This is a genomic window from Mucilaginibacter polytrichastri, assembly GCF_001911425.1.
In the GTDB taxonomy this organism is placed as follows: Bacteria; Bacteroidota; Bacteroidia; order Sphingobacteriales; family Sphingobacteriaceae; genus Mucilaginibacter; species Mucilaginibacter polytrichastri.
Genome location: NZ_MPPL01000001.1, coordinates 2,925,151 through 2,938,972 on the forward strand (window position 1 = coordinate 2,925,151; position 13,822 = coordinate 2,938,972).

Genomic DNA, 13,822 nt, shown 5'->3' on the forward strand with positions numbered 1-13,822 from the left:
GTAATTGCTTCTTCGGTACCTGGCACCATCGGGATATTATATTTTAAAGCCGCAGCCTTTGCCGATAGCTTATTACCCATAATTTCCATAGCCTCTGGCGATGGGCCGATTAAGGTTAAACCTGCCTCGCGCACCTTAGCCGCAAAAGCAGAATTTTCTGACAGGAAACCATAACCGGGGTGGATAGCCGTGGCGCCTGTTAAGCGGCATGCTTCAATAATTTTTTCGCCAACCAGGTAAGATTGATTAGCCGGGGCTTCGCCAATAAAAACTGCTTCATCTGCATAACGTACATGCAAAGCAGTACGATCTGCAGCCGAATAAACAGCTACGGTCTTTATCCCCATTTCGCGCGCAGAGCGCATTACCCTGATGGCAATTTCGCCACGGTTGGCTACCAGAATCTTTTGCATGATGGTTTCAAAGTTAACTTTTTAGAGGAAACAGACAATAGAAGAGAATCGAGAATCAAGACTTGAATAATTCTTTGCCCATCATGCTGAATTTATTTCAGCATCTCACAGGATAGGTTAACCACATGCAATTCAAAATGCATAATTAGCGTGTGGGATGCTGAAATAAATTCAGCATGACGGGTGGGTATTGGGCCGTCCCTGTTACGCTCAAATCACACAAAACAAAAGAGCCCGTGTAAAAATACACAGGCTCTCAAATATTTATCGTCCGTTGTTTGGCGGCGTGCCAGCCGGAGGAGTTCCTTGGGGAGGTGTGCCTGGTGCTGGCATACCTCCTGGCGGAGGGCCCATACGTTTAGGTGCTGGTGCATCCACTACTTCGGGGTGCTCTTTACCTTGGTGGCAGCTATAACAGTTAACACCGGTATACAATACCATATTTAACGAATCTTTACCTGCTTTAAAATATTTTTTGTTGATAGATGCCGTCATTTTAAACATCTCGCGGGCCATCTCTTTTTCTGGTTTGGCATCGCTTGCCCAATCCATTTTTTTGGTTTCATCGTTGCGAGCGTGGCAAAAGTTACAACGTACACCCAACGAGTGCGACCAATCGTCCATGATATGATCTAACTGTTTGTGGGTTAAATTTTTTGGAAGCACTTTTAAATTTTGCGCTTTCATTTCCGGTTGGGGCGGGCCGGGTTGTATAGCAGTCATGGCAGAAAATACCACAACAGACGATAGCCCAAGAGTTACAATGAGTTTCTTGTTAATCAGGATCATAAACGTTTATCAGTTGAAACACCTAAGTTAATAAATGATTATTGCATTACATTAATATGACAATATAATATTTTCATTACAAAAGCTACTTTTTCGTTGGTAAGCCCTTAGCATATTGTTATAAACCGTCTTAAAACATCAACTTGCATCAGCTAGTTTTTCGTGTTCTAAAATATGCAGTAAAGCTTTCTCGGCATTATTTAATTCTGACGCCCTGTTGTCATGCTCCTCTTCCAAATTACTAATGTATTTATATAATGTGCCCGCTTCGTAACTTTTTATAATGGTTGGGTGTACATAGTACTTTTTACAAACCGTACGGGTATTCCCCAGGTTAAGCGCCACTTCATCCAGCACGCTGATAATCTTTTTACGGCAATCCGACTGGTTATTAAATTCACCGGCTTCTTTAAATGCGTACAAACTGCTTACGCTACCCGCCCAGGTACGGAAATCTTTAGCGGTAAAATCTTCACCCGTAATATTCTTGAGATAAGTATTTACATCTCCCGATCCTACCGAGCAACGACTACCGTCTTCATTATAATATTGAAAAAGTTCTTTACCCGGTATATCGCGACATTGCTTAACCAAGCGGGCCAGCTTTTTACTCTTGAGATCTATTTTATGAAAAACACCTTTCTTGCCCTTGAATTCAAACTTCATTGCTGAGCCCTCGATTTTCACATGCCGGTCTTGTAACGTGGTTAGACCAAATGAACCATAAAGTTTTTTGTACGATTCATTACCCACCCGGATACTGGTTAGTTCCATTAACCGTACGATAAGAGCCACAACTTTATCATGATCGAGATTACGGCGTGCCAGGTCTTTATCTACATGCTCGCGGATAGTTGGCAGGTGTGCAGCAAAAGCCTGCAAGCGATGATATTTGGATTGATTGCGGATCTGGTTCCAGCCAGCATGATAGCGGTATTGTTTTCGGCCAGCGGCATCTACACCGGTAAACTGCAGGTGGCTGTTCTCAAAAGGCGATATCCACACGTTGGTATAAGCAGGCGGAATCACCATTTTAGTAAAGCGCTGTACCAGTTCTTTATCTTTAACCAATTTACCGTCGGCATCATAAAAACTAAAGCCATTGCCCGCTTTTTTGCGGGTATACCCCGGCGAACTGTCAGATACGTAGCGTAAGCCAATAGCCTTAGCCGTGATCTTAGGATCGCGGCCTATTTTTTCCAGTTTTTTGATTAGACGGTTCATAAGAGAAATATTGAATTACAACAAGGTTGGGTAACATAAGTTTTACCCCAAACTGACCATCTGATTAAACAATACTTAAGCTAGATAAGTTAAGTTTGAATACAAAAACCAGCAAAAAACATGAAATATAATTATCTGGGCCATACCGGTCTTTTGGTATCCGAGCTTTGTTTCGGTACCATGACCTTTGGCGGCAAAGGCTATTGGGAAGCCATTGGCAAAGTGCCACAAAAGGATGTAAATGAACTAATGAAAACCGTGGTAGAAAACGGTATAAATTTTATCGACACCGCCAATGTTTATTCTTTTGGCGAATCTGAAAAAATGCTGGGGCAGTCTATTATCGACCTTGGCCTCAACCGTAACGAATTGGTGATTGCTACCAAAGTACGCGGCAAAATGGGCGAAGCGGTTAACAACGTGGGCCTGTCGCGCTACCATATTTTCCAATCGGTTGATGAGAGTCTGAAACGTTTACAACTGGACCATATCGATATTTTATACGTACACGGTGTAGACCCTAAAACACCTGTAGAAGAAACCATGCGCGCTTTGAATGATATTGTATTGACCGGTAAGGTGCGCTACATAGCCGTGTGTAACTGGCCGTCGTGGATGGTGATGAAAGCCCAAGGCATTGCCGACAAACAAGGCTGGAACAAATTTATCGGCATGCAGTACTACTATTCGGTAGCCAGCCGCGATATTGAAAGAGAAATCCTCCCCGTTGCAGCCGACCAGAACCTGGGTGTAATGCCATGGAGCCCATTGGCAGGTGGCTTTTTATCGGGCAAGTACACCCGTAATAACCAAACAGCAGATGGTTCGCGCAGGGATAGTTTCGATTTCCCACCGCTGAATAAAGACAAAGCATATGATGTGATTGACGTGATCACCGAAATTGGCCACCAATACAATGTATCTGCTGCACAGATCGCCTTAGCCTGGGTTCGTTTACAAAAAGGCGTTACCAGTACTATTATAGGTGCTAAGCGTGTGGATCAGTTACTGGACAATATTAAATCTACAGATATCGAGCTTTCTGATTTCGATCTGAAAAAAATTGACGAAGTAAGCGCATTAGCTAAAGAATATCCGGGCTGGATGGTAGAGAGACAGGCCGGGGATCGGATTTAAAGAGATTGTAGTTGATGGTTCATAGATCATGGTAAGAAACATTCATACGGCTATGATCTATGAACCATTATCTATGAACTAAAGACTCTTTAATACCTGCACCGTATACTCCACCTGTTCGGGGTGTACATCCAAATGGGTCACAAAACGGATGCGGTGTTTATCTGTACCACTGGCTTTAATGCCTTTTTCTAATAACTTGGCCAGTACCTGGTCTGCCGGTTGTACGGTATCAAATAATACGATATTGGTTTCGGCAGGTAAAACGCCGGTTACCCAATCTAATTTGGTTAATTCGTCGGCCAAGATTTGGGCATGGGCGTGATCTATCTTTAAACGCTCTACATGATGATCTAAGGCGTAAATTGCTGCAGCAGCCAAAAAGCCTGCCTGGCGCATACCGCCACCCAATACCTTACGGATACGGCGGGCATATTTAATGGTTGCTGTATCGGCCAGTAAAACCGAACCCACAGGCGCACCCAGTCCTTTCGATAAACAGACCGATACACCGTTAAAGTATTTACCATAATCAACCGATTTATCGCCAGTATGGGCAAGCGCGTTAAAAATACGCGCACCATCCAGGTGCAGTTTTAAGTTATTGGCTTTACACAAATGTGCGATGGGTGCAATTTGATCCAAGGTATAGCAACTACCTCCGCCTTTATTCACCGTGTTTTCAAGCACTACCAAACTGGTATGGGGGTAATGTATATTTTCGGCGTTAATCTCGGGCTCAATCATTTCGGCAGTAATAATACCACGGTAACCATTCAGCAACCGGGTTGATACGCCCGAGTTAAAGGCGATACCCCCACCCTCGTAACGGTAAACGTGGGCGGTTTGGTCGGCAATTAATTCGTCGAGCGGTTGGGTAAAGCATTTAATGGCAATCTGGTTGGTCATGGTACCAGATGGACAAAACATCCCGGCTTCCATGCCGAACATAGTAGCGGCTTTGGCTTCCAGCTCGTTTATGCTTTCATCTTCACCAAAAACATCATCCCCTACTTTGGCACTCCACATGGCTTCGAGCATACCCGGGGTTGGCTTGGTTACAGTATCGCTGCGCAGATCAACAGTTATCATAGTTTTGTTTAATTCTATTATTTTCGCTTTTTCAAATATCTAAATCTTATGCGTTCTGTTGTATCTATTTTTATTCTCTTTTGTATTTTCAGCGTTACATCTACTACTAAAGCTCAGGTTTTTGGAAGAAACTGGACGAAAGGCAGCTATTACGATACGCTTGGGAATAAAACTACTGGTTTAATAGCCTGGCAGCGCCCCGAAAAGATGTCTAAGGATTCGGGCGATTATATATATTATAAAACCGAGAAAAACAGCGATAAAATAAAGATCCCCACGTTTAGAGTTTCATCCTTTACCATGGGTACAGATAGCTTTACCATATCGCACCATAAAGCGCTGTATTATGCCCCGGTATTAAAAGTGTTAGTTAACAGCCCAACCAAACTATATTACTGGACGGCAGAAGTAGTTAACTGGGGTACTTATTTTGGCGCGGTTGGCGGTGTAATTAATGCCGCAGTTGCTTCACCAAAAGCGAAATCAAACCTTACAAAAGGTTTTAGTGCGGCCTATTTTTACGGATCAAACCCAGATACACTGCAACTGATAACCCGTAAAAACTTTATAGAGATCATGAGCAGCATCCTGGCCGACAAACCAGAAGTGGTTGCCAAGATAAAAGACAAAAGCTTTGATATTTTTTTAATGGATGATCTGCTCACTTATTACCACACCGGCGAGATTCCCTACAATCCAAATGATAAAAAATACAGCGAATATTAAACCTGCTTATATTTAAATCGTCTTTACTACGTTAATCAGTTTTATATTTTATGCGCCGTATCATTCTAACTGCTTTTTTAGCAGCAACAAGCCTTTTATCTTTTGCCCAAAAATGGCAACCCGGATATTTTATCGACAGTAAAGACAACCGGATGGATGGCCTCATTCAGCCTTATCCAGGTGGCAAGGCACCGGTTAAGGGCCAGGCATTTATTGTTTACAAACAAAACAAAGATGCTAACGAAATGAAGCTGAGCGCAGGCGAGCTTAAATATTTTGTTGCCGGTAAAGACAGTTTTGTGGTTACCCACCCTGCTATGGGCGAGGTTTGGCCCAACGAGTTTGATTTTGTACGCGTGGTACTTAATGAAGAACTTAAATTGTACGTATACCGTGGCACTATTAAAGGTGGAAGCCCTGTACAAATATCACCGGGGCTAGGCCTTGGTGCAGGTACAGGCGGCAGCTATGTAGGCGGCGGCTTGGGCATATCATTTGGCGGCGGTGGTGCCAAACACGTAATTACCTATTATTATGGCAACAATACAGCCGAATTGCGCGAACTTAGCCCGCTAAACTTTGAAGATATTATGGCCGAAATTATGGGTGATGAACCCGATGTTGTCGACCGTATAAAAAGCCATATGTATAATCTTGGCAATATCGATAAGCTAATCGCTTATTTTAAGCAAGTCCAGGCATCGCATCAATAAAATCAGGCAGGCTCTAAATTTTCCTCTTGTGCCGGTTGTAATGTCCGCTCGTTACTATTTACATTATTTGCCGTTGTAAAATCGTTAAACAGCAACTGGTAAGAAATGATGAACCAAACAATAATGCAAGGCCATGCCTTCATTACATACTTATTAATGTAGCCCCTTCTAATTAATGCAGGCATGGCATCTGTTGGGCCTAAGCCGGTTATTACGAGCAACAATACCAGTAAAACAATGTTGGTACGGGTAAATGGCTTCTCCTGTATCAGCATCCATAAAAAGGCGCCGGGTACTGCAATAATATAAGTGGGATGTTCTGATCCTGTACTAAATATTACTACCATAATAAGCGCAGATGCCAGGATCTGCATCCTGAATATTTGCGACGGATATTGTTTAAACCGAAGTAATGCCGCCCCAAAAATAGCAGCCCCCGCTAATAGGAAAGGCATATTAGGGATTGTAGCATCGCGGGTTAAATGGCGGATAGTACCCATGAGGCAAATATCCTGCGAGGAGGTTAAGCCTACATTAAAACCATTTTTTTCCTGTAGTGAATGAAACCAGTCGGCATAAGATTGTATGATAAAATGAGGACTGGATATAGCCATTGGCAAAGCAAGAAAAACAGCAAACCACATCACGGTTGACCAGATGAATTTCTTTTTATCCTTTGAAAACAGGAAGAACACAAAGCCTACAACAGGGTATAGCTTAATAAGCGTACCCAATACAATAAAAAGCGTAGCCCATTCGTCGCGCTTTTTTTCTACCAGTACAAAACTGAAAAATATAAAAGCTGTAACTATGGGGTTAAACTGGATATAATGCTCGGCATTGGCAAACTCTATGGCACAGAGCAGCAATAAGAGCATCTTTTTCTTCTCGCTAAGTGGCAACAAATGGATGGCACATATCAGCACCACCGCATTTAAAACCGACCAAAAGAAAAAGCCCCAGGCATCGGGCATTAGGGCCATTGGCGCAACTATTACGCTAAACAAAGGGCCATAATGGTTAGAGTCAACGTATTGGGGGTAGTAACTATAAAGGTTGGTTTCTGCTACCGTATGGTAGTATACGTATTTAAAGATAAGGTAATTATTATACCTGTTATGGAAATATTTGTATTGCCAGCAGAACGCAGCTACTGCGATCCAAAGCAGGCACACCAATCTATAGTTGGTTAAAAAGGGGAATTTTTTAGTCACTTGTAACAGAGCTGTGACAAAGATATATTTCCTTTTTTAAGTCCACAACGTAAAAGTAACTTTTATGTTACTTTTACGTTGCAATTATATATGTTGAGCAATTACGAAGCCGCTTGCCCAAGCCCATTGAAAGTTATAACCACCCAGCCAGCCGGTAACATCTACACATTCGCCGCCGAAAAACAAGCCGGGCACTTTTTTAGCTTCCAGGGTTTTGGACGATAGTTCATCGGTTGATATACCACCCCGCATTACTTCGGCCTTATCATAGCCTTTAGTACCTGCGGGGGTAACCTTAAAATTATGAATCAGGTTATCTATCGTTTCGAGATCTGATTTACTTAGCGTAGCCAGATTTTTAGTAATGGGCAGATATAGCCCTAATGCCTCGGCAAACTTGCGGGTAAATAAGCCTGATAACAGCGTTTGCAATAGCTGTTTACTATTGGTGCGTTGCTCGTTATTAATGATATCGAGTATTGACTGATTAGGCAGCAGATCAATGTAAATGCTTTCTCCCGGTTTCCAGTAGGAAGAAATTTGCAATATAGCCGGGCCGCTCAATCCCCAATGGGTAAACAGGATATTTTCATCAAAGCTGATCTCCTCATTCCATACCCTGCAAAAAATGCTGCTACCAGATAATTGTTCGTACCAGCTTTGTTGCTTACCTGTAATAGTAAGCGGTACTAATGCTGGCACAGTCTCTACAATCTTTAACCCAAACTTACGGGCAATACGTAAGCCAAAATCGGTGGCACCCAACTTGCTGATGGGCAACCCGCCGGTAGCTATTACTACCTTATCCGTATTGATGGTTGAGACTTTTCCGTAACGCTCGTAACTGAGTGTAAAGCTTTCATCTTCATTTTTGGCAACATCAGTTACACGGGTATCAAGCCAAAGTCCCTGCTCTAGCTGATCGCACAGATCGGTGAACATTTGCACCACATCTTTAGCTTTACCATTAGCCGGGAAGAGCTGACCAAGGGTTTTCTCAGCGCCTTCAATACCATAGGTTTCAAAAAAGGTGATCGTATCTTCTACCGTCCATTGCGCAAAGGCCGACTTCGCAAAATGCTCATTCTGCGAAATAAACTGCGCTGCCGAAGCATACATGTTGGTATAGTTGCAGCGCCCGCCCCCACTAATGAGGATTTTGGCACCGGGTTTATCATTATGCTCAATAATGAGGGTGCGTTTGCCTAAATAACCGGCTTGCACGGCGCACATTAATCCGCATGCACCTGCTCCTATTATTATAGCATCAAACTGGGTTTGTTTTGTTATTTTTGCAACCATGGGCGAAGTTGCGCAAATATCTGAATTTGGAAAGATACTTATCTTCTTAATTATCGGTATTGTGATGACCGGGGCTGCTTTTTTTGCCAACAAGCTGGTAGCACCCAATAATCCTAATCCCGAAAAATTAACATCGTACGAGTGCGGCGAAGAACCTACCGGCAGCGCGTGGTTACCATTTAACTCGCGTTTTTACGTTATTGCACTTATATTTTTGCTGTTTGATGTAGAAATGATGTTCATTTTTCCTTGGGCTACTGTTTTTAGCAGCAAGGAAATAGCCGCCGTCGATTCGCGATGGACGGCCTTAAGCCTAATCGAAATGTTTGTATTTGTAGGCATCCTGATATTAGGTTTAGTTTACGTTTGGGTAAAAGGCGACCTGGAATGGATTAAAGCCAGCCCTGTGATACCAGCTGTTGATGTAAAAATTCCATCTTCAGTTTACGAAAAATTGAATTTGGAGCAAAGCGCATTTAAAGTAAAACCATTTTCTATCCAAACAGAAAGGGCTGCGCTGACAAGTGCTACTCCATCAGAACCCGCAACAGATACCGTAACCGCCAGTAAAAGACCCATGTTTAAACCAGCATTTAAAAAAGCAAGCGAATGACCCAGGATATGAACGAAAATGGTGGTGTAGTGATTACCAAAGTAAATGACCTGCTTAACTGGGCACGTTTATCATCCCTGTGGCCGCTTAGTTTTGGCATTGCCTGTTGCGCGATAGAAATGATGGGCTCTTATGCTTCTACATACGATTTTGAAAGATTTGGCGTATTCCCCCGCCCATCTGCACGCCAGGCAGATGTAATTATTATTGCCGGTACCGTAACTTTTAAAATGGCAGAACGCATTAAACGCCTTTACGAACAAATGCCCGAGCCAAAATATGTAATCTCAATGGGCTCTTGCTCCAACTGTGGCGGCCCCTACTGGCAGCACGGCTATCATGTAGTTAAAGGTGTTGACCGGGTAATCCCTGTTGATGTATACGTACAAGGCTGCCCTCCCCGCCCCGAAGCTCTGATTGGTGCTGTACTCGAGCTTCAAAAGAAGATTGAGGGAGAGCATGTGCTGAGCATGTGAGCCTCCCTGCCCCCTGAAGGGGGAGAAAAGATGAAGGAGGAAAGACAAGGGAATAAGGACTTCACCTTTTGTCGTTTTAGCCCCTTTATTATTCTTAATATAATGAAGAATCCTATTTAATATCCATAACAGCTATACAAAGCGAAGATTCTTCGCTATCGCTGTGAATGGCAACGTACATTTTTCTTATTTTAGCACCACAATCTATCTCGAATCACCGTGCGCATTAATAATCTTTACCTCGCCTTAATACTAACCGTTTTTATAACCGGCACACTCGATGCTACAGCCACGCTGTTATTGAATAGTAAAGTACCCGTAAGCCAGGTATTCTGCTTTATTGCCAGTGGAGTTTTTGGTAAAGCAGCGTTTACCTTATCGGGCAAAATGGTTGCCTATGGCATTATATTCCATTATATGATCAGTTACGTTTTTACCACTACCTGGTTTATCAGCTTCCCCCTATTTACCAGGCTGTTTAGAAATAAATTTGTGATTGGCACGCTATACGGCCTCTTCACCTGGCTTATCATGAGCTTTATTGTGATTCCGCTTAGCCATACGCCTAAAGGAACCCACGGGATGACCTTGTATGGCGCAGGTATAGGCATGGCAACATTGGTGTTGTGTATTGGCTTGCCAACCGCTTTAATGGCTAGTGAGTATTATAAGAATGCCCGAAAAGTAAAAGTTGAAGTTGAAAAGAAATAAATTCTCTTTTGTTGTCATGAATAGCGATAGCGTGGCAATCTCTTAACTATACAGGGCGAATAAGCAATTGCTACGAGATTTCCACGTCGTACTCCTCGCAATTGACAAAAACAAAAAGAGCAGCTACCTCTCGGTACCTGCCCCTTCTCTTATCTTGTTTCTTGTCTCTTATTTCTTGGCTCTAACAACTACTGTCCTTGCGCCAAAGAGTAGCCAAGCTTATCTCCAAATTTCATCAGCATTTCAGTTGAGCATACTTTAACCACGTCTGATACTTCGGCAGCTAAGCCTAATACTTCGCGCTGGGTAAAAGTACCATCGGTTGCGCTTTCAAAGCGGATACGGTATTGGTTAACCAGTTCTGTAAAAATAGATCCGGTAGGCCAAACCTGTGTACCGCGGTTAGAGATCATTACCATTTTAAATGCATCACTCATCTTAGTTTTAGCCAAAGTAGCTAATTCTGCAGGCTGACCGGTATACTCTACAAACAAATCGATACCTAAAATCTCTTCCTTAATATCAGGATCAGATACGGTCATCTTGTTTGTTGTAGGGCGAAAACGCGCTTCGGTTTTAGACTCGAAATTAGCCTGGGCAAATGCCCCGCCGTTGGCAGGCTCTTTACCTAAGTTAGCAATAATGGCTTCGGCAAATTCTGTGGTATTTGATGCCGGGGTTGCACGGTCACCAAAATCTCCAGTGTGGATACCTTGTTCCAGTGTGTATAATAAAGCGTTTTCGATACTTGCAGCATTGGCAGTAAAGCCCATATAACGCAGCATAGAAATACCTGATAATAACAAAGCAGTTGGGTTGGCTATGTTACGACCTGCAATATCTGGTGCGGTACCGTGTACGGCTTCAAAAATAGAAATGTTATCGCCAATGTTTGCAGATGGTGCAAAACCCAAGCCGCCAACTAAGCCGGCGCAAAGGTCAGACACGATATCGCCTTGTAAGTTAGGCAACACAATTACCTCAAACAATTGCGGGCGGCCAACCAGTTTCATACACAAATCATCCACGATGATATCGCTGGCCTCCAGGTCCGGATATTCTTTAGCTATTTCCTGGAAGGTTTCTAAAAACAAACCATCCGTTAATTTCATAATGTTGGCTTTGTGTCCGCAGGCTACTTTTTTGTAACCCTTACGGCGCGCCATTTCAAAAGCATAACGGATTACCTGCGCCGAGCCTGCACGGGTAATAATACGGCGGCCCACGGCAACATCATTGGTCATCATGTGCTCAATACCTCCATAAGTATCTTCAATATTTTCGCGAACTATGGTAAGATTAATCGGGATACCAGCTTTAGAAAAAACAGTTTCCACACCATTTAACGTACGGAAATCGCGTTGGTTGGCATAGGTATTCCACACTTTACGTGCGGTAACATTAATACTTTTTACACCTTTACCCTTAGGGGTTTCCATGGGGCCTTTAAAAAGGATACCCAGATCTTCGATAGTTTCTTTAGCCTTAGCTGTCATCCCGGTTGAGTGCCCTGCGTCGAAATAAGATTTACCCATTTCAACAAAATCATATTCCAGTTGCACATCAGCTGCTTCAAATACTTTAATTACGGCATCCATTATTTCGGGACCTATACCGTCGCCCTTTGCTACTGCTATTTTAGTTTTCATAGATAATCTCCTGCATGTAAAAAACGCTGCAAATATACGGCTAAACACACAATTTTGAGGCCAAAGCACTAGTTATAGCTGTTTTTATGACATCTATTCAATTATTTATACCTTGCACACCTTATGACTGCTAAATACCTGCTTCAACTACTATTTAAGGCCCTTGCCTTCTCTTTTGCCCTATCTTTAATACTGGGGTCTATCTATTATATTGTTACATTTAAAACGGGCAATTACGTGCAGGCTATGCCCTCAATTGTGTCCGGTTCGCTACTGCTCAACACCATCCTTACCATGATGGCTTTTGCTACCATGCTTTTAATGCACAAAAGCATTTATGTGAACCTGTTTTTACGCCTGCTGGTATTTTTTGGCGGTACCGTTGCATTTATGGCTTATGTTTTTATCCACCAAATGAGCGAATCCAATAAAGTATTTTATGCTTCCTGCGGTATTTCGTTTTTTGTGGTGCAGGTTATTTTATATTACAGGATGGTTAAGGCTTATCCGACAATGAAAATGGGATAATTCATTCGAGTAACGAATACTGCGAATAATGGATATTATATTCACTTAGGCTTTTTAAAAGATTTGCGGTAAACTTGCACTAGCAAATGAAAGCATTTTACGGAGACCTCAAATTAGGTATATTAGGCGGCGGGCAGTTAGGCCGCATGCTGATACAACAAGCTTTAAACTATAATGTTACGGTTAAAGTACTTGACCCTGACCGGGAAGCGCCATGCCGTAAACTGTGCGACGAATTTGTAGTTGGCTCACTGAGCGATTATGAAACCGTGTATAATTTTGGTAAAAAAGTTGATCTATTAACCATTGAAATTGAGAAAGTAAATGTGGACGCACTGGAGCAACTGGAACGTGAAGGCGTGCAGGTTTACCCGCAACCGCGTGTGATCAGGCTGATACAGGATAAAGGCCTGCAAAAACAGTTCTTTCAAGAAAACAGTATCCCAACAGCCGAATTTCAGATCATTTCATCGCCGGAGGATTTTAATAAAACGCATATCCCTTTCCCTTATATTCAAAAATTAAGACGCGACGGTTATGACGGCAAAGGGGTTTATAAAGTGGTTGATGAGCAATCATTAGCCAAAGCATTTACCGAACCCAGCCTTATTGAGCGCTGGATTGATTTTGAAAAGGAAATTGCCGTAATAGTTGCCCGCAACGAAAAAGGCGACATTAAAACCTTCCCGATGGTGGAGATGGAGTTTAATCCCGAAGCCAACCTGGTTGAGTTTTTAATAGCCCCATCTACCCTACCTTTCGAGGTGCATGAGCAGGCCGAGCAAATAGCAAAGAACATTGCAAGCCAACTTAAAATAGTGGGCCTGTTAGCGGTCGAAATGTTTTTAGATAAGCATGGCCGCATACTGGTTAACGAACTTGCCCCGCGCCCGCACAACAGCGGCCACCAAACCATTGAGGGCAACATTGTATCGCAGTTTGAGCAGCATTTACGCGCCATATTTAACCAGCCATTGGGAGAAACTGATTGCCTGAACAATGCCATTATGATTAACCTGCTGGGCGAACCCGGCCACGAAGGCCCGGCAATATACCAGGGAATTGAAAAAGCACTGAAGTGCCCTGGCGTATACATTCACCTATATGGTAAGGCCTTAACTAAACCTTTCCGTAAAATGGGGCATATTACTATTGTAGATGCCGACCGCGATAAGGCGATTGAACGGGCACGCTACGTGCAGCAGATATTGAAGGTAGTTTCTTAGAAAAGAATC

General features: G+C 42.9%; 15 protein-coding genes. 8 read left to right on the top strand and 7 right to left on the bottom strand.

Features of this window, described 5'->3' with window-relative positions:
• From RG47T_RS26725 to RG47T_RS12440, 3 genes are all read right to left on the bottom strand, one after another.
• Positions 1 to 413, bottom strand: a 413-nt coding sequence (locus RG47T_RS26725; RefSeq protein WP_290439119.1) for a biotin carboxylase N-terminal domain-containing protein, incomplete at its 3' end; no start/stop codon positions are given.
• Positions 414 to 677: 264 nt separating this feature from the next.
• Positions 678 to 1,202, bottom strand: a complete 525-nt coding sequence (locus tag RG47T_RS12435; protein ID WP_074489769.1) for a c-type cytochrome — start codon at positions 1,200 to 1,202, stop codon at positions 678 to 680.
• Between the two features lie 138 nt (positions 1,203 to 1,340).
• Positions 1,341 to 2,426 carry a DNA topoisomerase IB gene (locus RG47T_RS12440; RefSeq protein WP_074489770.1) on the bottom strand — a complete coding sequence of 362 codons (1,086 nt, stop codon included), beginning with the start codon at positions 2,424 to 2,426 and terminating at the stop codon, positions 1,341 to 1,343.
• A gap of 120 nt (positions 2,427 to 2,546) precedes the next feature.
• On the opposite strand from RG47T_RS12440, the gene RG47T_RS12445 reads away from it, so the two are divergent.
• A complete protein-coding gene (locus tag RG47T_RS12445) occupies positions 2,547 to 3,563 on the top strand; it encodes an aldo/keto reductase (protein WP_074489771.1) in 1,017 nt (338 codons plus the stop codon).
• Positions 3,564 to 3,641: 78 nt separating this feature from the next.
• On the opposite strand, the gene RG47T_RS12450 is transcribed toward RG47T_RS12445, so the two are convergent.
• Complete coding sequence (locus tag RG47T_RS12450) at positions 3,642 to 4,655, bottom strand: threonine aldolase family protein (RefSeq protein ID WP_074489772.1); 1,014 nt, start codon at positions 4,653 to 4,655, stop codon at positions 3,642 to 3,644.
• A gap of 48 nt (positions 4,656 to 4,703) precedes the next feature.
• On the opposite strand from RG47T_RS12450, the gene RG47T_RS12455 reads away from it, so the two are divergent.
• On the top strand, positions 4,704 to 5,381 hold the full coding sequence (locus tag RG47T_RS12455) for a hypothetical protein (protein ID WP_074489773.1): 678 nt from the start codon (positions 4,704 to 4,706) through the stop codon (positions 5,379 to 5,381).
• Between the two features lie 50 nt (positions 5,382 to 5,431).
• Positions 5,432 to 6,094, top strand: a complete 663-nt coding sequence (locus tag RG47T_RS12460; protein WP_074489774.1) for a hypothetical protein — start codon at positions 5,432 to 5,434, stop codon at positions 6,092 to 6,094.
• Between the two features lie 2 nt (positions 6,095 to 6,096).
• Here the strand turns inward: RG47T_RS12460 and RG47T_RS12465 are convergent, their stop codons facing one another.
• Positions 6,097 to 7,308, bottom strand: a complete 1,212-nt coding sequence (locus RG47T_RS12465) for a glycosyltransferase family 87 protein (RefSeq protein WP_083627395.1) — start codon at positions 7,306 to 7,308, stop codon at positions 6,097 to 6,099.
• An 84-nt stretch (positions 7,309 to 7,392) separates the two neighbouring features.
• On the bottom strand, positions 7,393 to 8,610 hold the full coding sequence (locus RG47T_RS12470) for a BaiN/RdsA family NAD(P)/FAD-dependent oxidoreductase (RefSeq protein WP_074489776.1): 1,218 nt from the start codon (positions 8,608 to 8,610) through the stop codon (positions 7,393 to 7,395).
• Here RG47T_RS12470 and RG47T_RS12475 point away from each other — a divergent pair.
• From RG47T_RS12475 to RG47T_RS12485, 3 genes are all read left to right on the top strand, one after another.
• Positions 8,609 to 9,223, top strand: a complete 615-nt coding sequence (locus RG47T_RS12475; protein WP_074489777.1) for an NADH-quinone oxidoreductase subunit A — start codon at positions 8,609 to 8,611, stop codon at positions 9,221 to 9,223. The genes RG47T_RS12470 and RG47T_RS12475 overlap by 2 nt on opposite strands.
• A complete protein-coding gene (locus tag RG47T_RS12480; RefSeq protein WP_074489778.1) occupies positions 9,220 to 9,699 on the top strand; it encodes an NADH-quinone oxidoreductase subunit B in 480 nt (159 codons plus the stop codon). The genes RG47T_RS12475 and RG47T_RS12480 overlap by 4 nt, the downstream gene beginning before the upstream one ends.
• 219 nt (positions 9,700 to 9,918) lie before the next feature.
• A complete protein-coding gene (locus RG47T_RS12485; protein WP_074489779.1) occupies positions 9,919 to 10,410 on the top strand; it encodes a hypothetical protein in 492 nt (163 codons plus the stop codon).
• 188 nt (positions 10,411 to 10,598) lie between these two features.
• Here RG47T_RS12485 and RG47T_RS12490 read toward each other — a convergent pair whose 3' ends face one another.
• Positions 10,599 to 12,059, bottom strand: a complete 1,461-nt coding sequence (locus RG47T_RS12490; protein WP_074489780.1) for an NADP-dependent isocitrate dehydrogenase — start codon at positions 12,057 to 12,059, stop codon at positions 10,599 to 10,601.
• A gap of 123 nt (positions 12,060 to 12,182) precedes the next feature.
• On the opposite strand from RG47T_RS12490, the gene RG47T_RS12495 reads away from it, so the two are divergent.
• Both RG47T_RS12495 and RG47T_RS12500 read left to right on the top strand, forming a co-directional pair.
• The gene (locus tag RG47T_RS12495; protein ID WP_074489781.1) at positions 12,183 to 12,587 is read left to right on the top strand and encodes a hypothetical protein; all 405 of its coding nucleotides are present in this window, start codon (positions 12,183 to 12,185) and stop codon (positions 12,585 to 12,587) included.
• 86 nt (positions 12,588 to 12,673) lie between these two features.
• On the top strand, positions 12,674 to 13,813 hold the full coding sequence (locus RG47T_RS12500; RefSeq protein ID WP_074489782.1) for a 5-(carboxyamino)imidazole ribonucleotide synthase: 1,140 nt from the start codon (positions 12,674 to 12,676) through the stop codon (positions 13,811 to 13,813).
• Positions 13,814 to 13,822 lie beyond the last annotated feature (9 nt).